Genomic DNA, 21,919 nt, shown 5'->3' with positions numbered 1-21,919 from the left:
CTCTCACCTGCCTTACAGTTTCTGTATCACCTTGCTCTGACTCCTGCGGAACACAAGCCTCCCGATCCCGTACATGCCGGCTCCCCACACTGCCGTCCGAAGGAGGACGCCGGCCGGGGGGATCCTGCCGTAGAGGATGCAGTCCCTGGCCCCGGCGATGAAGTTGTACACCGGGTTCTGCCAGATCACCGCCTGCATAGTCCCAGGCAGAAGCTCCAGAGGGTAAAACAGGGCGGACAGATACATCCACAGCGTCAGGGCCACTCCGTACAGGTGGCGGATATCCCCGAAAAACACATAGAGGACGGACAGGATATACCCCATGCCCAGGGAGAAAAGGAAGAGAAAAAAGACCAGCACCGGAAAGACAAGCGCGCTCCCCCTCACCGGAATGCGGAACAAAAGGAGCATGACGCCGTAGGCTGCCAGGGAGTAGAGAAAATTCACAAAGGCTGTCACCACCCTGGAGAGGGGGAAGACAGACCTGGGCAGCCGGACCTGGAGGATCAGGGCCTGGTTGTCCGCCAGGGCTGTCATAGCCGTGTTGGTGGCCGCAGTGAAAAAGCTCCAGATCACAAACCCGGTCAGATAGTATACCGGATAGTTCTCGATAGACTTTCGGAACATGGTGGAAAAGACCAGGGACAGAACAGCCATGGAGAGGAGCGGACTCAGCACACTCCACAGGATGCCCAGCCTGGAACGGCTGTATTTTCTTTTCATTTCCCTTGTCACCAGCTGCCTCAGCGCAAAGTATGGCTGTCCCTTCATCGCTTCCTTCTCTCTCCCATCTGTTTTCTGTAATACAGAGCGTATTTGTACAGGCGGTTATGCCAGAGATGGCGCCTCACATGTCTCCCGCAGAGGAGAATGGAGCCCTCCATCCAGGCGCTCTCATGGACCGGATCCCTGCGAAGTCCGACCATGGAAAGGCCCCGTGCCAGAAACCTGTTTTCCCGGATCTGCTCTTCGCTTAAGGGCGCCGCCAGGGTCTGATCCGCATCCAGCACGTCGTCGGAGAAGGCCATGCCCCCGAAGGCCTCCGCCTCCTCCCGGGTAGGGCTTCCCATGAGCCGGGCCAGCTTCCTCTGGGCTGTCCCCGGATCCTGGATATGCCAGTCCAGCGTCCGCTCTGCCAGCTCCTTTCTCTCCTCTCCCGCCTGCTCCTCCACCGCCTCAGTCACACAGGTGAGGAGGGCCCGGTTTTCAGGCCGGCCTTTCTCCCGCACGGGAGCCATCCCCTCCTTTGTCCTCCCGTATCCGACGCACATGCCCTCGGGCTGGCTGAACACGCACTCAAAGAGACTGTTGGAGAAATACACCTTTCTTCTTATCTTTCCATCCGGGCCGAAATAATATGCATGGTAATCCCGGGGATCTGCCTGTTCCGGAATGTGGTACAGCCCGTAGTAAAAGCCCTCCAGCTTCCCTCTGTAGTTCATGGACTCCAAAAGCCGCTTCAGCGTCAGCTGCATACTCCCTGTCCACCCGCTGTCCGCCACAGCGCACCGGACCGGCTCCAGAAATCCCTCCTGGGCGATCCAGGAGACTGCGTTGTCATAGGCTTTTGCCGCGTGGCTGTACACATACCGCCAGAACAGCTCCCCCTCCAGGAGGCTCTCCCGCAGCCGGAGAATCTCCCGGTAGGGGAGGACCCGGTCCAGCTCCTCACGCATGCCCATCACCTCCGCCGTCCTCTCTGCCTCCTTTTCATCCAGCCCCCCTCTTTTCAGGATTTTCCGCAGTGTGACATCCACTCCTCCCACGCAGACCTGATCCGCTATCTCTCTTTTGTCCATGAGGTGAAAGCAGGGGATCCGAAGCGCATACCTGGAGCAGCAGAAATACCGGCAATCAACAGCAGGCTCCACATCCCTTCCCAAAATCCTGGCAGCCCGGTACATAGGCCAGCCGTCCCTGGCAAGAAAATAGATCCGCCGGATATTTCTCTCTCCGGCGGATCTTAAGATCCACTTTACAAATTCAACCATGGCAGGCGCCAGCACCTCCCGGGCACGATCCCGCACAGTCTCGAGGCGCTCCTCCTCTGTGACAAGACTTCCGTCCATATCCGCTCCTTCCTCTGTCACCTGCCCCCTTATCTCCCCCGCCGGCTAGTCCGGGCCGGTCTGCGGGCCGCTGTGTGAAAGCGCGGCCTGCCGCCTCTTCAGCCATCTTCCCGCTGACCGGGGAATCATCCCTGCGGCCAGGGGACGGAAACGGCAGATCCAGGCCTTGCCCCCTGTGAGCCCCAAAGCCTGAAAGCCCTGGCTGCGAAAACGCATTTCGTCCAGGCGGTAACAGAATTTTCTCTTCTTCCAGCTGTCCGCTCCCTCCCGGTAGCAGATCAGCCTCTCCTGGAGATTATACCCACGGCAGCCCAAAATATGCAGCCTCACAAAAAGCTCATAGTCCTCACATCTCCTGACTCTCTCTGACTCATCATAGAATCCGCACTTTTCAAAAATGCTCCTGCGAAACATGACAGAGGGGTGGATGTAGGGGGAAAAGCAAAGGAAATCCTCCCTCTTGGGCTTCTCCCTCATCAGTCTCTCTCCCCAGATGCCGCCCTCGTCAAAGAGCCAGGCTCCGGTGCCCACAAAGCCGTACTCCTGGTGTTCCTCAAGAAACCGGACCTGCCGCTCAAACCGCTGGGGAAGAAGAAGGTCATCTCCGTCCATCCGGGCGATATATTTCCCCCGGGCCTTCCTGATGCAGCAGTTCAGCCCGCTGGCAATACCTCTGTTCTCATCCCCTTCCAGATAAAGGATCCTCGGATCCCTCTTGGCCAGCTGCCGGATCCTCTCCGACACAGCCTCGCAGGAGCCGTCATTGTACAGGAGAAGCTCAAAATCTGAAAAGGTCTGCTCCAGCACAGAGTGCACTGCCTCCTCAAGCTGCCTGAAAGGTCTTGGATCATACACACTCATAATGACGCTGACTTCGGGTCTTTTTTCCATATTCCAACGCTCCTGTAAATTTCTTCCATTTTTTCTCCTGCCCTCTGCCGGGAGAACCGAAGGCTCATCCTTCTTGCTTCCCTGCCCATGTCGCTTCGCAGATCCTCCCTCTGCCACAGCTCTCTGACCGCCTCCGCAAACTCCCGGGGCTGCCGTCCGCTGCACAGGAAGCCGTTCTCCCCCTGGCGGATATACTCTCTCGTCCCCCGGCTGTCTGCTGCCACTACCGGAAGGCCGCAGGCCATAGCCTCCAGAGCCGCCATTCCCAGCCCTTCCCTGAGAGAGGGGAAGAGAAACAGGTCGGCGCCCTGCAGAAGGAAATCCATATCTGCCCGAAAGCCCATGAGCCTCACCCTGTCTTCCAGCCCCCGCCGCCTGACCTCTCTTTCCAGGAAGGGCCGCCAGGGTCCCTCCCCGCAGATCACATACCGGCAGGGGATATCTCCCAGCTCCTCCATGGCTCGCAGGACAGTCTGACAGTTCTTTTCCCGGTCCAGGCGGGCCGCTGTCACAAGGCAGTACTCCCCCTCCTTCACACCCATGACCTGTCTCGCCTCCTGCCGTCTGCTCCTGTCCGGGCAGAACCTGTCTGTATCCGTCCCCGTTCCCGGCATAAACGCCACCTGGCCGCCCTTCTTTAAGATAAACCGGCCGGCACAGCTTCTGTCCTCCCTGTTGATAGTCACCAGCACATCTGTCATCCTGGCCAGCGCTCTCTCCACAGGGTAAAAGAGAAACCAGCTTTTCAGAGGCCCACCTTTGTAGAAATGAAAGCCGTGGGCCGTGTAGATCACCTTCACCTCTCTTGCGGAAAGCCAGGCAGCCAGCCGTCCAAGCACACCTCCCACAGGATTGTGGCAGTGCACCACATGGATCTCCTCCCTGCGTATGATGCGGATCAGCTCCACCAGCGCCCGGCAATTTTCCTTTATATGAAAAGGGGACTTCCGGATAGAAACAGGGTGCACCTGGATCTCATTTTCCGTGAAATACTCCTCATCAAAATCATAGTCCTTACTCCCGAAGTCGGACGCATAGTGGATCCTGGCTCCTGCCTTTCGCAGAATGTCCACTGTATTCCTTTCAAACTGCCACAAAAAGCCGCTCACCGTCGTCACAATCAGTACATTCTTCTGTCTCACAGCCCATCTCTCCTTACCCCTGTGTCTCTTTCCTGCTGCGCTATCAGTCTAACATCCTGCCCATGGATATTCCTTATGGTTTTTCTGGAAAAACATATGAAAGCTGGAAATCAAAAAGCGGCAAAAAAATGATGTGATTTTTAAGGGGATACCACTGGCATTTTCCCGCCATCCGTGCTATACTTAGTTTACAGATTTTTACGTAAACTTCTGAGTTTCTCGCTGACAAAGCGCTTTTTGACAGGCAGGAGGTGAACACATATGTCAAACGATGAGCTGCTTCGGTACATAGCGGAGCATATGTTGACTAAGGACGAATTCAGGACTCTGGAGGGCAATCTGGAAGCTTTGGAAACAAAGATGGCTACCAAGGACGAGCTCAGGGCTCTGGAGGGCAATCTGGAAGCTCTGGAAACAAAGATGGCCACCAAAGATGATCTTAGAGAGACGGAAAACATGATACTCACAGAGGTAGACCGGATCCAGGAACGGTCTGAAGAGCACTACGCAGAGCTCAGCACCCGCATCAGAAATCTGGAAAATAAAGTCGTTGTACGATCAGAGCAAAGCACGATCGCTCTGCTGGTGGATGTCGTTTCTACGTTAAAAACGGATGTCGAATATCTGAAGGCCAAAATCTCGTAACTATTCCCATTATTGTTCTTTCCACTTGTTTTTCCGACATGTGTGTCGTATAATTATTTTACAGACATACGTGTCGGAAAATTTGTGTACAGAAATCACCCATAATTTGACTTACAATGATCAGGGAGGAACCTATATGAACATGCGCGGCGCCCAGACCCGGGAAATGATCAAAAAAAAGTCCCTTGTCCTCTTCTCACAGAAGGGATTTAAGGGAGTGACCATGAAGGATATCTGCGGGATAACCGGACTGAGCCGGGGCGGTCTCTACTGCCACTACAGCAGCACCAGACAGATCTTCCGGGAAATCATAGAGGATCTCATGAAGCAGCAGGAAAATGAATTCCGCGCGAAGATCCAAGCGGGAAAAAGCGCCGCTGCCATACTGGACGATGTTCTGGACCGCTATGAAGCGGAGATGGCAGAAAGCTCCTCGTGCCTCTCTCTGGCCATCTATGAATATTTCAGCAGCAGGGAAACGGCCGCCTCCGGGAAAAATCAAAATCCCATCTCCCTCCAGTATCAGCGCTCTGTGGCCATGTGGACGGAGCTGATACAGTACGGCGTGGATCGGGGTGAATTCCGGCAGGTTCACATCCCTGCTGTGTGTGATCTGATCCTCTTTTCCTATCAGGGTGTCCGGATGTACAGTCAGATCGGGCCAGCCAGCCGGTCTCTCCCCTCCCGCATCACAGGGGAAATCCGAAAAATTCTGGTCAGAGATCAGGATGGAGGGCAAAAAGGAAAGGACGGGACAGCTCTCATCAATCCCACCGATGTCATCTCCAGGATTCCCGGCTTTCCTGAAGTGTGCATCACCACCTTCTCGCAGGACATGATCGCACAGTTTGTCAGCAATAATCCAGCCCGGATGATCGCATCCCTGAAAACTGCCAACGGGGATCTGCCTGTGTATGAGATATCTGCCGGCGGGAAAAAAGCGGCCCTTTTCCTCTCCCGCGTGGGCGCCCCCGCCTGCGCCGTGGGGCTTGAGGAGGTTATCGCCATGGGCGCAAAGAAAATCATCTTTTTCGGGAGCTGCGGAATTCTGGATGAAGCAAAAACAAAAGGCCGGATCATCCTCCCCTCCTCTGCTCTGCGGGACGAGGGTACCAGTTTCCACTACTGTCCGCCCTCCCCGGAGCTGACCACGCCGGAGCACATACTTTCTTTTATGGAAGAAATCCTGGCAGAGCTGGAAATACCCGGCGTTACCGGAAAAATCTGGACCACAGACGCCATTTACCGGGAGCTTGACTCCCAGGTCGCGCAGAGGCGGGCACAGGGATGTCTGGCGGTGGAAATGGAGTATGCGGCAGCCCTGGCTGTAGCCATCTTCCGCGGGGCAGAGCTCTACCCCTTCTTCTATGGCCTGGACAGCTTTGAGGGGGATAGCTGGCAGATGAAGGACTTGCCGGAATACGGCGTCAAGAGCTGCGGGAAATTCTTCCGCATCGCTCTTGCCTGCGCCGGCCGCCTCGCCTCTGAGAGGTCGTGACCCTGCCGTCCCTTTAACCCTGGCAGCTTTTTAATCCCGCCATGCTCTCTTTTACTGGCCGCCTGGCTCCTCCCTCTGGTACTCCAGTATATCGCCAGGCTGGCAGTCCAGCACATCACAGATGGCATCCAGCGTAGAGAACCGGATGGCCTTCACCTTCCCTGTCTTTAAGTTGGACAGGTTCACATTGGAGATCCCCACACGCTCGGACAGCTCATTCAGAGACATTTTCCGATCCGCCATCACCCTGTCAAGCCGAAGTATAATGGACATATCTCTCACCTCACAATGTCTCATCCGCTTCCTTCTGAAGCGCAGAGCCGTACTCAAAAATATAGGACAGGCTGATGATCAGGCAGCCCACCAGCACCATTTTCCCGTCCACCAGTGAGACCTGTGCCCTCACCAGCCAGAGGATCCAGGTGGTGACAGCGCCAAGCAGCACATACACCGCCATACCCGCCATAAAGCAGAGCTTGGGGGAGCTCTGGGCGGCATAGCTTAGGACTCCCTCCTGGAATTCAATCCTCTGCCCCGTCCCATAGAACGCCACCCCGTAGGTCAGGCCTTCCGCGTCCATCAGAGTCAGACGGAACGAAGACCCGGGCATGGTCCCTATGTAGATGGCCCATATGACTTTTGCCGCCAGGAAAAGAAGGGAGATCCAGAACAGGATGCGGAAGAGCATCCCGATCTCACCGCATCTTTTCTTTACCACATTCCCCGGTGTTTCTCTTTCTTCTATAAAGTTCATATCCAGTTCCTCCTGTATCTATATCGTCTCCTCCACCTCGTTTTGACAGGCCAGCCCCACCCGCAGGATATATCCCAGTATCAGGCAGAGAAGTCCGATCACAAAGGGGAAGCCGTCAATCACAAAAACATCGGAAATCTTCAATATATGCAGGCCCAGCAAGATCCTGTAGCCCGGCACAAAGGGAAAAACTGTGGAAGCCGCCGTCACGCTGACACCGCTCACATACATAGCTCTGTAGATTTCTTTTCCCAGAATTCTTTGACCGTCATGTAGCCTTGCTATCACACAGATAAGCGCTCCCGCCCAGAACCATGACAGGACAGACAGCAGTAAGCCCCACAAGACAGCGGCTGCATTGTCTCCTGACCAGATTTCCCGGTCCAGAAGCCAGTCCAGATACATAACTGTGCAGCCCGCTATAATCACAAGAAAAATAATCGTCACAACCGTCAGCCTGCGAAACAGCCTTCCTCCGGGGACTTCCTTCTCCCTGCTGCAGTCCACCCTGATCTTTTCATCCATACACATTTCCTCCTCTCATGTCTTCTGTCCTTCTCCGCGGTTTTATCCGCCTCGCTCTTTTTATTACCTGCTTTCAGCATACCAGCATATTTTATGTTTTGCAATGTATTTTTAATGATAATCATTAAAAAAGCAGGCTGCCCAGGGAAAATCCCGCGGGCTGACCTGCCTGAAAGGAGAAAATATCTTCACTTATTTATCTTTTGATGTTGAAAGCCCCAAAGCCCGGGTAGACAGCCGCGTCTCCCAGCTCCTCCTCGATCCGCAGAAGCTGGTTGTACTTGGCCACCCGCTCGCTCCTGCTGGGAGCCCCGGTCTTGATCTGGCATGTGTTCATGGCCACTGCCAGGTCCGCGATAGTGGTGTCCTCCGTCTCGCCGGAGCGGTGGGATGAGATAGCCGTGTATCCCGCCTTGTGTGCCATCTTGATGGCCTCCAGCGTCTCGGACACAGAGCCGATCTGGTTCAGCTTGATGAGGATGGAATTGCCGCATCCAAGGTCAATTCCTTTTTTCAAGCGCTCTGTGTTTGTCACAAAAAGGTCGTCGCCCACAAGCTGCACCCGTCCGCCCAGCTCCTCTGTCATCATCTGCCAGCCTTCCCAGTCCTCCTCGTCAAGGCCGTCCTCGATGGAGTAGATGGGGTATTTGTCACACAGGCTCTTCCAGTGGGCCACCAGCTCGGCGGATGTGAATTTCTTTCCGCACTTGGGTAGCACGTACTCGCCCTTTGTGCCGCTCTTCCACTCGCTGGACGCTGCGTCCATAGCCAGGACAAAATCCTTTCCCGGCTCATATCCGGCCTTCTGCACAGCCCGGAGGATGTACTCGATGGCCTCCTCGTCGCTTGACAGGTCAGGGGCAAATCCCCCCTCGTCCCCCACAGAGGTGGCCAGGCCGTTCTCCTTCAGGAGCGCTGCCAGGGCGTGGAACACCTCGGTGCACCAGCGCAGCCCCTCCCGGAAGCTGGGGGCTCCGGCAGGCATGATCATAAACTCCTGCACGTCCACTGTGTTGGCCGCGTGAGCGCCGCCGTTCAAAATATTCATCATAGGCACGGGGAGACGGTTGCCTCCTGCCCCGCCCAGGAACTTATAAAGGGGAAGCTCCAGAGCGCAGGCCGCCGCCCTGGCGCAGGCAATGGAAACTGCCAGGATAGCGTTGGCTCCCAGCTTTGACTTGTCCTTTGTGCCGTCCGCCTCGATCATGGCCCTGTCCACAGCATAAATGTCGGAGGCGTCCATTCCCTTCAGCGCGTTGTTGATCACTGTGTTGATATTTTCCACTGCCCTGGAGACGCCCTTTCCGCCAAACCTTGCCTTGTCCCCGTCCCGCAGCTCCAGCGCCTCAAACTCTCCCGTGGACGCGCCGCTGGGAGCGGCTCCCCTCGCGGTAGTGCCGTCCGCCAGATACACCTGGGCCTCCACAGTGGGATTGCCTCTCGAGTCGATGATCTCCCGGCCTGTTACTTTTTCAATTTCTAAAAAATCCATCGTTCCTTCTGTCCTTTCCCATGGGCCTCCCTTTTGCCCTGCCTGCCAAGGAAAAGGGCAAAAGGAGTTGTCCATGATTTATTCACACACAGTTAGCAATAGCTAACTATATGTATCGTACCAGAAGAATGATGGATAATCAATCTCTTATTTGAGAACTTTTCTCAATTATTTTATATGTCTCATTATTCAGTGAAAATAGTGGTCACCAATACGGATGCCGTAATTTCCATTTCCAAAGGAAAGACACCCCTCCACCGGATCACTGCCTGCCAGGGCGTCCGCCGCGGCCTGCAGGGCAGTCTGAGTATAGCTGCCATTTGCCAGGACCTGATCCAGCCATCCGGTCATGGCAGGCCCAAACTGTCCGGACTGGTAGATCACCTCGCGGATAGAGCCCGGATAGGCGCCGCTGTTCACCCGGTTCATGACTACGGCCCCCACGGCCACCTGGCCCTCGTAGGGCTGGTTGCCGGCCTCGCAGAAGATCAGGGCTGCCAGCAGTCTCTGATCCGCCTCTCTGGCCTGCCTCTCGGCTTCCTCTGCCGCCTTCCTGGCCTCCTCCGCCTGTCTGGCAGCTTCCGCCTGGGCCTTCAGCTCCTCTTCTCTCTGTGTCCTGTTCTCCGCGGCGATCTGCACTGCCGACTGTGACAGAGTCTGGGCCATCTCATCCGTCAGCACACTGTCCTCTGCTGTGAGAACGCCGCCGTCTCTCCCCTGGTCAGGCGACATAGCATAGCTGGTAAATCCGGCTGTGCAGAAGGTGCAGGCCGTCATGACAGCCGCGGCACAGAATAGATTTCTCGTCCTTATTAACTTCATATACTCCTCCTGATTTCCATTTCCTGCAATATTCTTACATTTGTTTTATATTTATATGTATTTATATGCGTTTTATTGCACATGTATTACAAATATTACAAAAATGTTACGCCGGCTATTCTACTATAAACCACCTGGGCTGTCAACTTTTTTATTTCCCATCCGGAGAATTTACCGCTTTTCACCGTAAAACTGCACAATATTTTTCCCAAAAATATAGGAGTTATGATAGACTGGAATAGGAATTTTTGCTTTTCAGAAAGGAAATCATTATGAAATTTGAGAATATTATTTTCGATGTGGACGGAACTTTGTGGGATACCACCAAAACTGTGGCTGACTCGTGGAATTACGCGGTGGAGACACTGGGCTATCCCTCTGCTGGCATCACGGGGGAGCAGCTGAAAAATGAGTTCGGAAAGACAATGGACGTGATCGCCGAGGATCTATTCCCCCACCTGCCTGTGTCAGAAAGAGATGTGCTCATGGAGGCCTGCTGCCGCTGGGAGGACGAATTTCTGGAGAGGCTGGATATCCCACCCCTCTACCCGGACGTCCGGGAGACCGTCGCCGCCCTCGCAGGGACCCACAGGCTCTTTATCGTCAGCAACTGCCAGAGCGGCTATATCGAGCTTTTCTTAAGAAAGACCGGCTTGGGGAAATATGTCACAGACATTGAATGCTTTGGCAACACAAAAAGGACAAAGGGGGAGAACATCAGGCTCGTCATGGACAGAAACATCCCCGGCAGCACCTGCTATGTAGGGGATACCGCCGGTGACCAGAAAGCCGCCAAATGGGCTGGGATACCGTTCATCTATGCCTCTTACGGATTTGGCCAGGTGGAGGAAAGGGACTGCTTTGCCTCCATCTCCTCCATCCGGGAACTGACGAAGGTGACCGGATAAGGCCCCCGTTCACAGCTAATCACAGCGCCCTGCTAAGTATCAGCTCTGAAGCTGCTTACAGGGCGCTGTGTATGATCAGGCTCCACGCAGGAATGGCGACCACGGACAGGAGGGTGGTAAGTACCACGCACTGGGTGGCAAACTCCTCATCTCCATGGTACTTCATAGCCAGGATGGCTGTGGTCGTGCCGGCGGGCATGGCCGCAAGAGTCACAGAGACGCCGGCCACAATGGAGTCAATACCCGCCAGCCAGCACCCCGCAAACACCGCCGCCGGGATAAAGATCAAACGGATAAAGGAATAAAGGGCCGTGGTCTTTGTCAAAATATGGCGCATGTCCGCATCTGTCAGGATGGTGCCGATAAGGATCATGGTAATGGCCGTGGTGCAGCCCCCCACATTGTCAATAGCAGAGCTTAAGAACCCAGGCAGCTTTACCTGGGTCACCATCAGCACGATGCCAATTTCCACCGCTACGATACAGGGATGTGTCAGCACCTTTTTTACAACCTCTTTCCTGCTGGGGCTCTCTGTAAAATAGGATATCCCCGCTGACCACATGACGATCCGCTGGGGGATCAGGTAGACGGAGGCGTACAGAAGGCCGATGGAGCCGTAGAGCCCCTCCGCCACCGGATTGCCGAGAAATCCCGCATTGGAGCAGACTGTGGCATACTGAAGAACCATCTTCTTCTCCCTTGGCACCTTCCGGTAAAACACAGCGCTCACAAGGGTACAGAATATCTGGATCAGTATGGAGATGACGAGGATCTCCAGCTCCGCCACAAATACCGACTTGTCCATAGGCATGTAGAAGGCCGATATGATGTTGCAGGGAAGGATCAGGTCAATGACAAGATCCGTCATCATGCTCTTTCCCTCTTTTGTGATAATATTCATTTTTCTCAGGACGACCCCCACAGCCATGAGAAGAAACATCATGACCTGGAGGTCAAAAAGCCCGTCTATTTTCATTTATGCTCATCCTTTTTGCTGTAGATCACTCTGTTATGCTCTCCGTCATCCAGAACGTGGACACCGGAGAAACTCTGAATATACTGCTTGAACTGGGAATACCCGTAATCCCGTACCTTAAAGTCCCCGAATTTGTTCCGTATCCGGTTTCCCAGGACACTCAGGAAAATGCCGTGCTTCCCGCTGTCCTTGATCTGCTTTAAGATAAACTCCTCGATCTGCTCTCTCCTGCTCTTATCCTCAAAAAGAGTCACTGTAATCTGGGAGCCGGACTGGATCAGCTTCAGCTTGGGGCAGGACTCCAGGAACCGGGACAGAAGGCTGTAGCCGTAGCGGCGAACGTCAAAGTCCGGGTACAGCTTCACGAGACGGCTTCCCACCTCGCCCAGGCCTGTCTTTCTGTCATCGTTCTGGTTCTCTGTGATGATCCGGATGACCGCCTCCTCGATCTGGCTTCTGTCCACCACGTCGCTGTCTCCCATATTCTCCTCCATGAGGAGCTCCAGCACAGTGAAAATGTCGCAGGCCTTGCGGAAGGGAGCCGGCGTCTTGTTTTCGCCCATCCCGATCACAGTCTTACCGCTCTCCCTCAGACGGCTGGCCAGCTTAGTAAAGTCGCTGTCGCTGGACACAAGGCAAAAGCCCTCCAGCTCACTCGTATACAGCATGTCCATGGCATCAATGATCATGGCTGAGTCCGTGGCGTTTTTCCCGTGGGTATAGCTGAACTGCTGGATGGGTGTGATAGAGTTGTTGAGAAGCTCATCCTTCCACCCTGAATTGTTGGTGCTGGTCCAGTCCCCGTAAATCCTTTTGTATGTCACTTTCCCATATTTTGAAAGCTCATCCAGAATGGGCTCAATGTACCTGGATGATACATTGTCCGCATCGATGAGCAGCGCAAATCTGTCCTCCACGCCTGTTACCTCCCATTAAATCTTTCCGTTCTGAATAACACATTCTTATTTATTATAGCAGAATTTTCCGGTCATACATAGTAAAATATAACGAAAAACGTTTTCGGCAAAAACACTTCAAGCCGCTCTTGTCATCTGGTTTTGAATACTATATAATAGGTATATTGAGGTGGTGAAACTATGACAATTGATACAAAAGATATGCTGAACAGTATCCTGCAGAGCCTCTCCCGCATCGACTACGTGAAGCCCCAGGATATTCCGAATATTGACCTGTACATGGATCAGGTCACAACCTTTATGGAGAGCCAGCTCGGCTCCACCCGCCGGCACGGCGAGGACAAGATCCTGACAAAGACCATGATCAACAACTACGCAAAGAACAATCTTCTTCCCCCTCCGGTGAAGAAGAAATACTCAAAGGAGCATGTGCTGGTCCTGATCTTTATCTACTATTTTAAAAATATCCTCTCCATCAAAGATATCGAGACGCTCCTTGTGCCTCTCACGGAGAAATATTTTCACAATGGGGAGGACTTTGACATCACCTCCGTGTACGAGGAGGTATGCAGTCTGGAGAAATCCAGAATCGACCAGCTGGCAAAGGATATCGCGAAAATGTACAATACATCTGCCGAGACCTTCCAGGACGCGCCAGAGGAGGACCAGGAGTCGCTGCAGCTCTTCTCTTTCATCTGCAGCCTTGCCTTTGATGTCTATGTAAAAAAACTCCTCATGGAAAAGCTGATCGACCAGCTCCCCGGCTCTGAGGAGAAGAAATAGCATATTATCAGTGCACCTACGCAAAAGAAGATTGCCTCGGGCAATCTTCTTTTTTATCTATTCTTCTTTTTTGTTGATCCTCTCAAACACCATGTCGTACCCATCGTTCCCGTAGTTGAGAGAGCGGTTCACCCTGCTGATAGTGGCAGTGGAGGCCCCGGTCTTGTCCGCGATCTCCAGGTAAGTCTTGTGGTCCCGCAGCATCTTGGCCACCTCAAACCGCTGGGACAGGGAGAGCAGCTCGTTGATGGTACAGATATCTTCAAAAAATATATAACACTCTTCTTTATCTTTCAGACTCAGTATGGCGCTAAACAGATAGTCCACCGCCTCGGTTCTGATTTTTTTGCTCATATTTATTCTCTCCTCCGAAACGAAATTCATTATGCGTATATTTTAGCACACTAAATTCATAAAGTCCATAGGGAGGCCGGAATATTTTCCCTTCGGGTATTTTGCCCTATATTTTATCCGCTATTTGCGGGCCCTGCGCTTCAGCACGGACATCAGCCTGTCAAAGGATGTATTGGCCACCAGCTCCTCCGGGAAGTCTGCCTCAGTGAGAAGCCTTTCCGAGTACTCTGTGTTCACGATGTCCACATCCACGTGGGCATCGCTGCCAAGTGTCACCATTGTGCCGTATTTCTTGCAGCAGCGCAGCATTTCCAGAGCGTTTCCATAGGTGTTTTCCCGGAAGCCGCCCGGCCGGAGGGAGGAATTGTTGATCTCCAGGAGCGTACCCGTCTCCCTGGCTGTCCTGGCAAGGATGTCATAGTCCGGTCCGTACCGTCCATCGTCGGGGTGGCCGATAATGTCGATATAGTCCTTCCTCATGGCATTGACGTAGGCTCTTGTATTCTCCTCCCTGCCGCTTGTCTTTCCATAGCAGGGCGGATGGATACTGGCCACCGCTATGTCAAGAGACCGGATCGTCTCCTCCGGCAGATCCACCGTGCCATTCTCATCCAGTATGTTCAGTTCCACACCGAAGAGCAGCCTGAGATTTCCCAGCTTCCTGGGGACCACCTTCAGGTTCTGGAAATAGTACAGGCCGCAGGTTCCGGGCATCTTCGGCGCGTGCTCCGTGATAGCAAGTCCCTCCAGCCCTTTACTTTCAGCCATGGAAGCCATCTCCCGGATCGTGTTGTAAGCATGGCCGCTGGCAATGGTGTGGGTGTGGGTATCAATCTTAATTTCCATCTCTTCCTCCTTATCATCTGCTGTCGCTTATGTCTGTTTTTCTCCGTTCGTATCAGGTATAAATTTCTTCTGTCCGGTAATCATTATAACGTATCCATTTTTATTTAGCAAATAAAGGAGGTCCCAGTCACATGAACAGAAAAGAAAAGAAGGCCGCATCACAGAAGAGGGAGGACCTGGACAACCAGTCACTCATCGACTCCTACGACTATATATCGGGCGCCGCCTCGGCCGGCGACTGCACCGGACTGATCCCTTCCGAGCCCGTCTCGGAGGCGGAGCGGGAGTCCTACCAGGACCTGTACGCCTACCAGTATCTCCCACCTAAATTTCCCCCAAAGAAAAAATAGGGAAACACATCCTCCTTTTTCCGCATATAGTAAGGAAAAAAGGACTGTATTATTATGGCAAATCAGACACTTGTCCCGGTGAGTGGTGTGATCCAGCGCATCACGCCTCTCTCCGGAGACTGCTGCTCCCTGCAGGTCTCAATCGTGAACAACAGCGGGGTATCCAACTTTATCGTCAGCCCCTCCACCTACGTCATCCAGGAGGTTCATCTGCGGGCCGGCATGCTGGTAACCGCCTTCTACGACAGCGATCTGGCGATCCCTCTCGTGTATCCGCCGGAATACCAGGCCGTCATCATCGGCCGGAAGAATGCCAACGAGACGATCTACGCCGGCTGGTTTGACGGAGACCTGCTGGCTGTGGACCAGTCGCTGAAGCTGAATGTGGGACCCTCCACCCAGATCATGACATCCAACGGGCAGAGGTTTAACTGCAGCCTGGAAGGACAGCTCCTCATCGTCTACTACTCCGCCGCCACCATGAGCATACCGCCCCAGACCACACCCAGGCGGATCATTGTCGTGTGTTAGCACTTTTCCTCCTTCCGCATATACTAAACCACCAGAATTTTTAAGGAGGATTTTATGAAAAAGCGTCTGTTTACTGTACTGCTTGCCGCCGTCCTGGCTCTTGCAGCCCTGGCCGGCTGTTCATCCGGTAAAGACGATGGCACCTCTGCCTCCGGCCAGGCCGGCGGCAGCGAAAAAAAGTCCACAAAGGTAGTGCTGAACGAGGTGGCACACTCCATCTTCTATGCGCCCATGTACGTGGCCATCGAGGAGGGATACTTTGAGAAGGAAGGCATACAGGTAGAGCTGGTCAACGGCTTTGGAGCCGACAAGACCATGACCGCCGTCCTCTCCGGTGAGGCAGATATCGGCTTCATGGGGTCAGAGGCCTCCATCTACACCTACAACGAGGGAGCGGGCGACTATGTGGTCAACTTCGCCCAGCTGACCCAGCGGGCCGGCAACTTCCTGGTGGCCCGGGAGCCTGTGGAGGATTTCTCATGGGAGGACCTGAAGGGTCACCTTGTTCTCGGAGGAAGAAAGGGCGGCATGCCGGAGATGGTGTTTGAGTATATCCTGCGCCAGAACGGCATAGATCCGCAGAGCGACCTGACCATCGACCAGAGCATTGATTTCGGCTCCACCGCGGCGGCCTTTGCCGGCGGTCAGGGAGATTTCACGGTCGAGTTCGAACCGGGAGCCACCAGCCTGGAGCAGGAGGGAAAGGGCTATGTGGTGGCCTCCCTTGGCACAGACAGCGGCTATGTCCCCTACACCGCCTTCTCCGCGAAGAAGAGCTATATAGAGGAGAACCCGGATGTGATCCAGGGCTTTACCAACGCCCTCCAGAAGGGCATGGACTATGTGCAGGGCCACACTCCGGAGGAGATCGCAGGTATCATCGCGCCTCAGTTTGAGGAGACAGACCTGGATACCATCACCACCATTGTGACCCGCTACTATGACCAGGACACCTGGGCTGACAATCTGGTCTTCTCTGAGGACAGCTTTGACCTTCTCCAGGATATCCTGGAGGATGCAGGCGAGCTGGAGAAGCGAGCCCCCTACGAGGACCTTGTAACCACAAGGTTCGCCCAGGAGGCAGCCAGATAGTGACCATCCTGCTTGCAGGCTGATCATATATATCGCCGTTCCTTTCGCGCCGCTTTGGCGCAGGGCGGCCGGGCAGGAGGCATCCTTTTGATGCCCCTGCCCTTTTCTACGTTTCTGAAGAAAATCTTAGGACTTTATAAAGCTTCTGTGTCTTTGCTTGCATCCCGCCCTCATACATTATAGAATAGTCCTGTTATAAGGAGGTATACATATGAACGGCAAATCATACAGTGACTTTTTTGACGACGACTTCGAGGTAGTCTACGAGGAGGATCTGCCCGAAATCAATATAAACGATGATGACAATGATGACGAAGATGAGGAATACGGCGATCGCAGCCGGGGCTCTTCCGCAAGCCGGAAGAGCAGGCGCTCCGGCTCCGGAAAAGACAAAAGAGAGCGCTCCGGCAGGGACGGCCAGGAGGACGGAAGGAGCAGGTCCCGCTCCAGGAGCAGGCACAGCGTCCTCTCCCCCGTCAAAAAGACAGCCCAGACAGGGGCCCGGGCTGCGGCCCGTCTGATACAGGTGGTCTGTAAGACAGCCTCCCTTGTTCTGATTGCAGTGATCACATTGATCCTGGGCTCCCACTTTCTGGAGGGGCTCTTCACCTACGGCAACCCGGCCGCGGCCGTGGGGGAAAAGAATTATACGATGGCAGCCTACGCCGCCTTTGCCCTCTTCCTCCTGCTCTTTGAAATCATCTCTTTCCTCTGGGCCCTGACCGGCCCCCGGGTGGCAAGAGATGGCAGACGCAGCTTCCAGAGCGACACAGGCAGAGGCATGTTCTCCTTCATTCTGGTGGGTGCCGGCTCCGTCCTGGCCTATGTACTGGCAGGCCTTATCCCCGGATCCCCTGCGCCTCTTAGAGGACTTTCGGGAGCTGTGGACATCTACGGATCTCTCTCCGTCACACTGGTGCCCCTGTGCATCGCGGGCGTCATAAGCTGCATACTCCGGAAGCTTTTCTCCCGATAGCTCGTAGAGCTGACGCCTAATATGCGTCAGCTCTTTTCGTGTGTCCTGTCCCAGAAGTAATCGTCCAGGGCGTTCAGGTTTTCGTCCGAGTGCTCGATCTCCCTGGCATAGCGGCGGGACATGCGGATCAGCGCCTCTATGTCAGCAGTGGTTCCCCGGACATACCACTCCATCATCACAAGCTCCTGTATCCACCGGGTGGAAAAGAAGGCCAGGCATACCTTGGCGTGGACCGCGTCGTCGTACACAGCTCCGCAGAAGTAGGTGTAGACGAAGAACAGCGCCAGCTTCTCCAGCCTTCGGTCCCAGGCCTCTCTGCCCGGCCCGCCGCTTTCCAGGCTCTCCCGGAAGGAGGCCCGTATCTTCTCATACTTCTCTTCCCCCGCCTGGCGAAGGAACGCCTCCTCCTCTCTCAGCAGCGCCTCCCAGGCAGGCTCCAGTCTCTCCAGACCTTCCAGCACCCGCAGCTCCTCCAGCAGCCTGTCATAGCGGGACAGCCGGGCAGGATTCACCCACCTTTCCTCCTCCGGCAAGCCAGGTTCCTGTTTTCCCCCGGTCCGGATCCACTCCTCCATACCGGGATAGTCTCCCTCCTCCAGCAGGAGCTGCACACCGCCCGCAAAGGCCAGACAGGCCCTCTCCTTCTCTTCAAAGGGCAGATCACTCCTCTGCAGAAGGGCATACAGGGCTTCCCTTGCGTCTACCAGATTGGTATAGAGAAGAAAGTCAAAGCCCTCCTCAAAGGTCTCCTCCTCCGGGGTGTCCTCTGTCACAAAGGACAGCTCCCTGTCCTCCTCCAGCATGATCCGGGCCGCCTCAGGGCAGGACAGGGAGAGGGAGTACTCCCGCACATTTTCAAACTCCTCCACATGTCTGGGATACCGGGTGCATGTCTCGCAGAGAGCCTCCTCCCCCTTCTCGATGTAGAGGTCACAGAGCCCCTCCCGGTTCAGCATGGCGCACCTTCCCTCATACTGGCGGAAGGTGCCGTCCTCCCAGGAGACGGACCTGGCCATCCTCCTCCCGAAATCCCCCTGGTAGCCTCTGTATTTTTCCAGGGATGCCTCGTCGATAACGATCTGCCATCCCTCACAGCAGGAGGAGGGGCACCTGTCTGCCAGACATCTGAACGTATCATAATAATCAGGTCTTATATACCGCATGTCACTCTCCTACAGGAAAATATATTTCAGGATGAACAGAACCGCCAGCACATACATGAGGGCACTCAGCTTTTTCTCCCTGAATTTGCCGCTCAGCAGGTTGAGGGCCACATAGGAGATCACTCCCATGGAAATGCCCTCGGATATGCTGTAGAAAAACGGCATGGCTCCGATGCAGATGTAGCAGGGAATGGCCTCGCTCATATCGTTGAAATCAATGTTGACCACGTTGGTCAGCATATAGAAGCCCACGATCACCAGCGCCGGCGCGGTGGCAAAGGAGGGGATGGCGAGGAAGATGGGCGAGAAAAACAGCGCCGCGCCGAACAGGATCGCTGTCGTCAGGGCCGTGAGCCCGGTCCTCCCCCCCTCTGTCACGCCGGATGCGCTCTCCACAAATGTGGTGGTCGTGGATGTGCCCAGCACAGCTCCCGCGGCGGTGGCCACCGCGTCGGCCAGAAGCGCGCCCTTGATGTGGGGCAGCCGCCCCTCCTCGTCCAGCATGCCGGCCTTGGAGGACACACCGATGAGTGTCCCGATGGTGTCAAACATGTCCACAAAGAGGAAGGCGAATATGACAACGAGGAAATTCAAAGAGAAGATCCCGCTGAACTCCATCTTGCAGAAGATGGGAGACAGACTGGGAATGGACAGCCCGTTGCTGAAATCCGGCAGGAGCCCGTAAAATCCGGCCTCCGGGTTGGGCACATAGATGCCCGCCAGCTGACAGATGATCCCCAGCACCCAGGTGATCAGTATACCCCAGAGTATATTGCCCTTGACATTGCGCAGCACCAGCACTCCGGTGATGATCACGCCGGCCAGCGCCAGGATCACCGTGATCCCCACGTCGTTGAAGGTGGCCTCCACACCGTTTGCCGCATTGTACCCGTCCAGAGAGTAGAGCTCTAGCAAAGTGGAGCCTCCCACCACGATATTGGCGTTCTGCAATCCGATAAACGCGATGAAAAGGCCGATTCCCACGCTGACCGCCGCCTTCAGATTCTGTGGGATAGCGTTAAATATAGCCTCCCGCACGCTGGTCAGGGAGAGGATGATAAAAATAATACCCTCCACAAAAACCGCTGTCAGAGCCACCTGCCAGGTGTATCCCATGCTCAGCACCACCGTGTAGGCAAAATAGGCGTTCAACCCCATGCCCGGCGCCAGGGCAAAGGGATAGTTGGCAAAAACAGCCATCAAAAGCGTCCCGATCAGGGCGGCCAGCGCCGTGGCGGTAAAGACAGCCCCCTGGTCCATTCCCGTGGCCGACAGGATACTGGGGTTCACCGCCAGGATGTAGGCCATGGTCATAAAGGTGGTGACGCCTGCCAGGATCTCGGTCCTGACATCAGTACCGTTCTGCTTCAGTTTAAATAATTTTTCTAACATCTTCTCCTCCTTTGTACTCTCTTCCACTGCTGTACTTTCCTTTAACAGTTTTAAGTATAGCAAAACGGATCTGCCAGTTCAAACAGATCCGTCTTTCCGTATTCGTCTGATATCCATCCTATATCCGTCTTACATCATCTGTTTCTCCGGAAATCAGCGTATCTCTCGGATCTTCTTCCTGAGGGGCAGCACCTTTCCGGGAGCCACAGAGAGCTCGTCAATGCCCATCTGTATGAAGGTCTCGGTCATGCTGGTGTCCGCCGCCAGATCGCCGCAGATGCTGATATGCTTTCCCTCCAGGTGGACGTTGTTGGCCACGATCCGGATCATCTTGATCAGGGCCGGGTGATAGACATTGTAGTAGCCTGTCAGCTTCCGGTTGGTCCGATCCATAGCCAGGGTGTGCTGGGTCAGATCGTTTGTCCCAATGCTGAAAAAGTCCACCTCCCTGGCCAGCTCCCCGCTGATCATGACGGCCGCCGGCGTCTCGATCATAACGCCCACCCTGATGTTCTCGTCAAAGGCTGTCTTCTCTTCCTTCAGCTCAGCCTTGGCCTTCTCCAGCACCTTCTTTGCGGCTGTCACCTCCTCGATGGAGGTGATCATGGGAAACATAACCTGCAGATTTCCAAAGGCGGACGCCCGCAGGATGGCCCGCAGCTGGGTCTTGAACATCTCCTCCTTGTCCAGGGAGATGCGAATTCCCCTGTAGCCCATCATGGGATTGCTCTCCCCGGAAAGATCCATGCTCTCCGGCAGCTTGTCCCCGCCCAGATCAGCGGTGCGGATGACTACCTTCTTGGTCCCCATGGCCTCCGCCGCCAGCTTGTACACCTGGAACTGCTGATCCTCTGTGGGCAGCTTCCCGGGGGACTCCATGTAGAGAAACTCGCTGCGGAACAGGCCGATGCCGCCCGCATCATTGCGCAGCACTCTCTCGATATCCTCCCGGCTTCCTATGTTGGCGCACACATCGATCCTCTGGCCGCTCTGGGTGACATTTTCCTTTCCCTTCAGCCGCTCCAGAGTCTCCACCTTCTGGAGATTTTGCTGCTTTTTCTGCTTCATCTTCTCCATGGTCGTCTGGTCCGGCTCAATGTACAGCTTGCCGTCAAAGCCGTCTATGATGACCATCTTGCCCTCATAGTCCTTCTTGAGAGCCTCTCCGATGCCAATGACCGAGGGAATCCCCTTTGTCCTGGCCAGCACGGCGGTGTGGGAATTGATGGATCCGTACATGGTGACAAAGCCAAGCACCTTTGTCTTGTCCAGCTTGACAGCCTCGCTTGGATAGAGATCCCTGGCTGCCATGATAAACGGCTCGTCCATGAACATCCGGTCCTTCCGGCTCCTGGAGAGGATGCGCAGGATGCGGGACGCCACGTCCTGCACGTCCGCCTCATGTCCCCGCACATAGCTCTCCGGCCTGCCTGAGAAGACCTTCAGAAAGCGTTCCACCGACTCCTTCACCGCGTATTCCGCATTCAGCTTCTGCTCGGTAATGATGCGCACCACCTGGTTGACGAACTCCTCGTCCTCCAGGACAGTCTGCTGCATCTCAAAGATAGTAGCGTTGGCCTCCCCCAGCTCGCTGGCGGACTCATCGTACAGCTCCTGGAGCTCCGCCGCCGTCTTCTTTCTGGCCTTCTGAAATCTGATCAGCTCCTTCTCCGGATCCTCCACATAAATCTTGCGGATCTCCCGCTCTCCCCTGTTAAAAAACACAAGCCGGCCAATCACGATTCCTTCCGATACTTTTTTTCCTGTCAACGTTATCATATGATACTTCCCTG

24 protein-coding genes are annotated in these 21,919 nt (G+C 54.8%); 8 read left to right on the top strand and 16 right to left on the bottom strand.

From position 1 onward, the window contains the following. Positions 1-12 precede the first annotated feature (12 nt). Genes NI21_RS0114700 through NI21_RS0114685 form a run of 4 tightly spaced genes read right to left on the bottom strand, consistent with a single transcriptional unit; the run spans position 13 to position 4,102 of the window. Entirely contained in the window at positions 13-771 is a 759-nt protein-coding gene (locus NI21_RS0114700) for an ABC transporter permease (RefSeq protein ID WP_033126961.1), read from the bottom strand. After that, complete coding sequence (locus NI21_RS0114695) at positions 768-2,090, bottom strand: hypothetical protein (RefSeq protein ID WP_033126960.1); 1,323 nt, start codon at positions 2,088-2,090, stop codon at positions 768-770. The genes NI21_RS0114700 and NI21_RS0114695 overlap by 4 nt, the downstream gene beginning before the upstream one ends. 24 nt (positions 2,091-2,114) lie before the next feature. After that, positions 2,115-2,960 (bottom strand): glycosyltransferase, encoded by an 846-nt coding sequence (locus NI21_RS0114690; protein WP_081958113.1) that lies wholly within the window; start codon positions 2,958-2,960, stop codon positions 2,115-2,117. Then, positions 2,927-4,102, bottom strand: a complete 1,176-nt coding sequence (locus tag NI21_RS0114685) for a glycosyltransferase family 4 protein (protein WP_052084182.1) — start codon at positions 4,100-4,102, stop codon at positions 2,927-2,929. The genes NI21_RS0114690 and NI21_RS0114685 overlap by 34 nt, the downstream gene beginning before the upstream one ends. A gap of 261 nt (positions 4,103-4,363) precedes the next feature. On the opposite strand from NI21_RS0114685, the gene NI21_RS0114680 reads away from it, so the two are divergent. Together NI21_RS0114680 and NI21_RS17340 are read left to right on the top strand one after the other, a co-directional pair. Beyond that, on the top strand, positions 4,364-4,747 hold the full coding sequence (locus NI21_RS0114680) for a hypothetical protein (protein WP_033126959.1): 384 nt from the start codon (positions 4,364-4,366) through the stop codon (positions 4,745-4,747). Between the two features lie 136 nt (positions 4,748-4,883). Then, positions 4,884-6,245: a TetR family transcriptional regulator gene (locus NI21_RS17340; RefSeq protein ID WP_369792845.1), complete on the top strand. Its 1,362-nt coding sequence runs from the start codon at positions 4,884-4,886 to the stop codon at positions 6,243-6,245. Positions 6,246-6,296: 51 nt separating this feature from the next. Here the strand turns inward: NI21_RS17340 and NI21_RS0114670 are convergent, their stop codons facing one another. The 5 genes from NI21_RS0114670 to NI21_RS0114650 form a co-directional block, all read right to left on the bottom strand. Further along, positions 6,297-6,518: a helix-turn-helix transcriptional regulator gene (locus NI21_RS0114670; protein WP_033126958.1), complete on the bottom strand. Its 222-nt coding sequence runs from the start codon at positions 6,516-6,518 to the stop codon at positions 6,297-6,299. Between the two features lie 10 nt (positions 6,519-6,528). Continuing rightward, on the bottom strand, positions 6,529-6,999 hold the full coding sequence (locus NI21_RS0114665) for a hypothetical protein (RefSeq protein ID WP_033126957.1): 471 nt from the start codon (positions 6,997-6,999) through the stop codon (positions 6,529-6,531). 18 nt (positions 7,000-7,017) lie between these two features. Beyond that, entirely contained in the window at positions 7,018-7,524 is a 507-nt protein-coding gene (locus NI21_RS0114660; RefSeq protein ID WP_033126956.1) for a hypothetical protein, read from the bottom strand. Between the two features lie 196 nt (positions 7,525-7,720). After that, positions 7,721-9,016, bottom strand: coding sequence for a phosphopyruvate hydratase (gene eno, locus NI21_RS0114655; protein WP_033126955.1), 1,296 nt, complete (start codon positions 9,014-9,016; stop codon positions 7,721-7,723). A 189-nt stretch (positions 9,017-9,205) separates the two neighbouring features. Further along, entirely contained in the window at positions 9,206-9,838 is a 633-nt protein-coding gene (locus NI21_RS0114650) for a cell wall hydrolase (protein WP_033126954.1), read from the bottom strand. Positions 9,839-10,110: 272 nt separating this feature from the next. Here NI21_RS0114650 and NI21_RS0114645 point away from each other — a divergent pair, with 272 nt between their 5' ends. Continuing rightward, on the top strand, positions 10,111-10,746 hold the full coding sequence (locus NI21_RS0114645) for an HAD family hydrolase (RefSeq protein ID WP_033126972.1): 636 nt from the start codon (positions 10,111-10,113) through the stop codon (positions 10,744-10,746). Positions 10,747-10,801: 55 nt separating this feature from the next. Here the strand turns inward: NI21_RS0114645 and NI21_RS0114640 are convergent, their stop codons facing one another. Continuing rightward, positions 10,802-11,722, bottom strand: coding sequence for an AEC family transporter (locus NI21_RS0114640; protein WP_033126953.1), 921 nt, complete (start codon positions 11,720-11,722; stop codon positions 10,802-10,804). Then, positions 11,719-12,639, bottom strand: a complete 921-nt coding sequence (locus tag NI21_RS0114635; protein WP_033126952.1) for an NYN domain-containing protein — start codon at positions 12,637-12,639, stop codon at positions 11,719-11,721. The genes NI21_RS0114640 and NI21_RS0114635 overlap by 4 nt, the downstream gene beginning before the upstream one ends. A gap of 180 nt (positions 12,640-12,819) precedes the next feature. Between NI21_RS0114635 and NI21_RS0114630 the strand changes: the two genes are divergently transcribed. Beyond that, complete coding sequence (locus NI21_RS0114630; protein WP_033126951.1) at positions 12,820-13,422, top strand: DUF1836 domain-containing protein; 603 nt, start codon at positions 12,820-12,822, stop codon at positions 13,420-13,422. A 57-nt stretch (positions 13,423-13,479) separates the two neighbouring features. On the opposite strand, the gene NI21_RS0114625 is transcribed toward NI21_RS0114630, so the two are convergent. Continuing rightward, positions 13,480-13,776: a YerC/YecD family TrpR-related protein gene (locus NI21_RS0114625; RefSeq protein WP_033126950.1), complete on the bottom strand. Its 297-nt coding sequence runs from the start codon at positions 13,774-13,776 to the stop codon at positions 13,480-13,482. Positions 13,777-13,896: 120 nt separating this feature from the next. Beyond that, positions 13,897-14,622 carry a phosphatase gene (locus tag NI21_RS0114620; RefSeq protein ID WP_033126949.1) on the bottom strand — a complete coding sequence of 242 codons (726 nt, stop codon included), beginning with the start codon at positions 14,620-14,622 and terminating at the stop codon, positions 13,897-13,899. Positions 14,623-14,753: 131 nt separating this feature from the next. Between NI21_RS0114620 and NI21_RS0114615 the strand changes: the two genes are divergently transcribed. From NI21_RS0114615 to NI21_RS0114600, 4 genes are all read left to right on the top strand, one after another. Continuing rightward, on the top strand, positions 14,754-14,972 hold the full coding sequence (locus NI21_RS0114615) for a hypothetical protein (protein WP_033126948.1): 219 nt from the start codon (positions 14,754-14,756) through the stop codon (positions 14,970-14,972). A 54-nt stretch (positions 14,973-15,026) separates the two neighbouring features. After that, complete coding sequence (locus NI21_RS0114610) at positions 15,027-15,503, top strand: hypothetical protein (protein ID WP_033126947.1); 477 nt, start codon at positions 15,027-15,029, stop codon at positions 15,501-15,503. A 54-nt stretch (positions 15,504-15,557) separates the two neighbouring features. Next, on the top strand, positions 15,558-16,595 hold the full coding sequence (locus NI21_RS0114605) for an ABC transporter substrate-binding protein (RefSeq protein WP_033126946.1): 1,038 nt from the start codon (positions 15,558-15,560) through the stop codon (positions 16,593-16,595). 211 nt (positions 16,596-16,806) lie between these two features. Continuing rightward, complete coding sequence (locus tag NI21_RS0114600; protein WP_033126945.1) at positions 16,807-17,571, top strand: hypothetical protein; 765 nt, start codon at positions 16,807-16,809, stop codon at positions 17,569-17,571. A gap of 26 nt (positions 17,572-17,597) precedes the next feature. Here NI21_RS0114600 and fliB read toward each other — a convergent pair whose 3' ends face one another. The 3 genes from fliB to ptsP form a co-directional block, all read right to left on the bottom strand. Then, on the bottom strand, positions 17,598-18,734 hold the full coding sequence (gene fliB / locus NI21_RS0114595; protein ID WP_033126944.1) for a flagellin lysine-N-methylase: 1,137 nt from the start codon (positions 18,732-18,734) through the stop codon (positions 17,598-17,600). Positions 18,735-18,743: 9 nt separating this feature from the next. Next, positions 18,744-20,126, bottom strand: coding sequence for an NCS2 family permease (locus NI21_RS0114590; RefSeq protein ID WP_033126971.1), 1,383 nt, complete (start codon positions 20,124-20,126; stop codon positions 18,744-18,746). A 153-nt stretch (positions 20,127-20,279) separates the two neighbouring features. Then, positions 20,280-21,905, bottom strand: coding sequence for a phosphoenolpyruvate--protein phosphotransferase (gene ptsP / locus NI21_RS0114585; protein WP_033126943.1), 1,626 nt, complete (start codon positions 21,903-21,905; stop codon positions 20,280-20,282). Positions 21,906-21,919 lie beyond the last annotated feature (14 nt).

It is taken from the genome of Eubacterium sp. ER2, from assembly GCF_000765215.1.
Classification (GTDB): Bacteria; Bacillota; Clostridia; order Lachnospirales; family Lachnospiraceae; genus Claveliimonas; species Claveliimonas intestinigallinarum.
Note: the sequence above shows the minus strand (reverse complement) of the source record. Positions and strands in the feature narration are given on the sequence as shown.

What these genes read in the sequence shown, in the direction of transcription:
- ptsP (WP_033126943.1), bottom strand. Translation starts at nt 21,905, where the DNA reads ATGATAACGTTGACAGGAAAAAAAGTATCGGAAGGAATCGTGATTGGC.
- NI21_RS0114625 (WP_033126950.1), bottom strand. Translation starts at nt 13,776, where the DNA reads ATGAGCAAAAAAATCAGAACCGAGGCGGTGGACTATCTGTTTAGCGCC.
- NI21_RS0114620 (WP_033126949.1), bottom strand. Translation starts at nt 14,622, where the DNA reads ATGGAAATTAAGATTGATACCCACACCCACACCATTGCCAGCGGCCAT.
- NI21_RS0114600 (WP_033126945.1), top strand. Translation starts at nt 16,807, where the DNA reads ATGAACGGCAAATCATACAGTGACTTTTTTGACGACGACTTCGAGGTA.
- NI21_RS0114700 (WP_033126961.1), bottom strand. Translation starts at nt 771, where the DNA reads ATGAAGGGACAGCCATACTTTGCGCTGAGGCAGCTGGTGACAAGGGAA.
- NI21_RS0114690 (WP_081958113.1), bottom strand. Translation starts at nt 2,960, where the DNA reads ATGGAAAAAAGACCCGAAGTCAGCGTCATTATGAGTGTGTATGATCCA.
- fliB (WP_033126944.1), bottom strand. Translation starts at nt 18,734, where the DNA reads ATGCGGTATATAAGACCTGATTATTATGATACGTTCAGATGTCTGGCA.
- NI21_RS0114630 (WP_033126951.1), top strand. Translation starts at nt 12,820, where the DNA reads ATGACAATTGATACAAAAGATATGCTGAACAGTATCCTGCAGAGCCTC.
- NI21_RS0114615 (WP_033126948.1), top strand. Translation starts at nt 14,754, where the DNA reads ATGAACAGAAAAGAAAAGAAGGCCGCATCACAGAAGAGGGAGGACCTG.
- eno (WP_033126955.1), bottom strand. Translation starts at nt 9,016, where the DNA reads ATGGATTTTTTAGAAATTGAAAAAGTAACAGGCCGGGAGATCATCGAC.
- NI21_RS17340 (WP_369792845.1), top strand. Translation starts at nt 4,884, where the DNA reads ATGAACATGCGCGGCGCCCAGACCCGGGAAATGATCAAAAAAAAGTCC.
- NI21_RS0114610 (WP_033126947.1), top strand. Translation starts at nt 15,027, where the DNA reads ATGGCAAATCAGACACTTGTCCCGGTGAGTGGTGTGATCCAGCGCATC.
- NI21_RS0114660 (WP_033126956.1), bottom strand. Translation starts at nt 7,524, where the DNA reads ATGGATGAAAAGATCAGGGTGGACTGCAGCAGGGAGAAGGAAGTCCCC.
- NI21_RS0114590 (WP_033126971.1), bottom strand. Translation starts at nt 20,126, where the DNA reads ATGTTAGAAAAATTATTTAAACTGAAGCAGAACGGTACTGATGTCAGG.
- NI21_RS0114605 (WP_033126946.1), top strand. Translation starts at nt 15,558, where the DNA reads ATGAAAAAGCGTCTGTTTACTGTACTGCTTGCCGCCGTCCTGGCTCTT.
- NI21_RS0114665 (WP_033126957.1), bottom strand. Translation starts at nt 6,999, where the DNA reads ATGAACTTTATAGAAGAAAGAGAAACACCGGGGAATGTGGTAAAGAAA.
- NI21_RS0114645 (WP_033126972.1), top strand. Translation starts at nt 10,111, where the DNA reads ATGAAATTTGAGAATATTATTTTCGATGTGGACGGAACTTTGTGGGAT.
- NI21_RS0114640 (WP_033126953.1), bottom strand. Translation starts at nt 11,722, where the DNA reads ATGAAAATAGACGGGCTTTTTGACCTCCAGGTCATGATGTTTCTTCTC.
- NI21_RS0114670 (WP_033126958.1), bottom strand. Translation starts at nt 6,518, where the DNA reads ATGTCCATTATACTTCGGCTTGACAGGGTGATGGCGGATCGGAAAATG.
- NI21_RS0114650 (WP_033126954.1), bottom strand. Translation starts at nt 9,838, where the DNA reads ATGAAGTTAATAAGGACGAGAAATCTATTCTGTGCCGCGGCTGTCATG.
- NI21_RS0114680 (WP_033126959.1), top strand. Translation starts at nt 4,364, where the DNA reads ATGTCAAACGATGAGCTGCTTCGGTACATAGCGGAGCATATGTTGACT.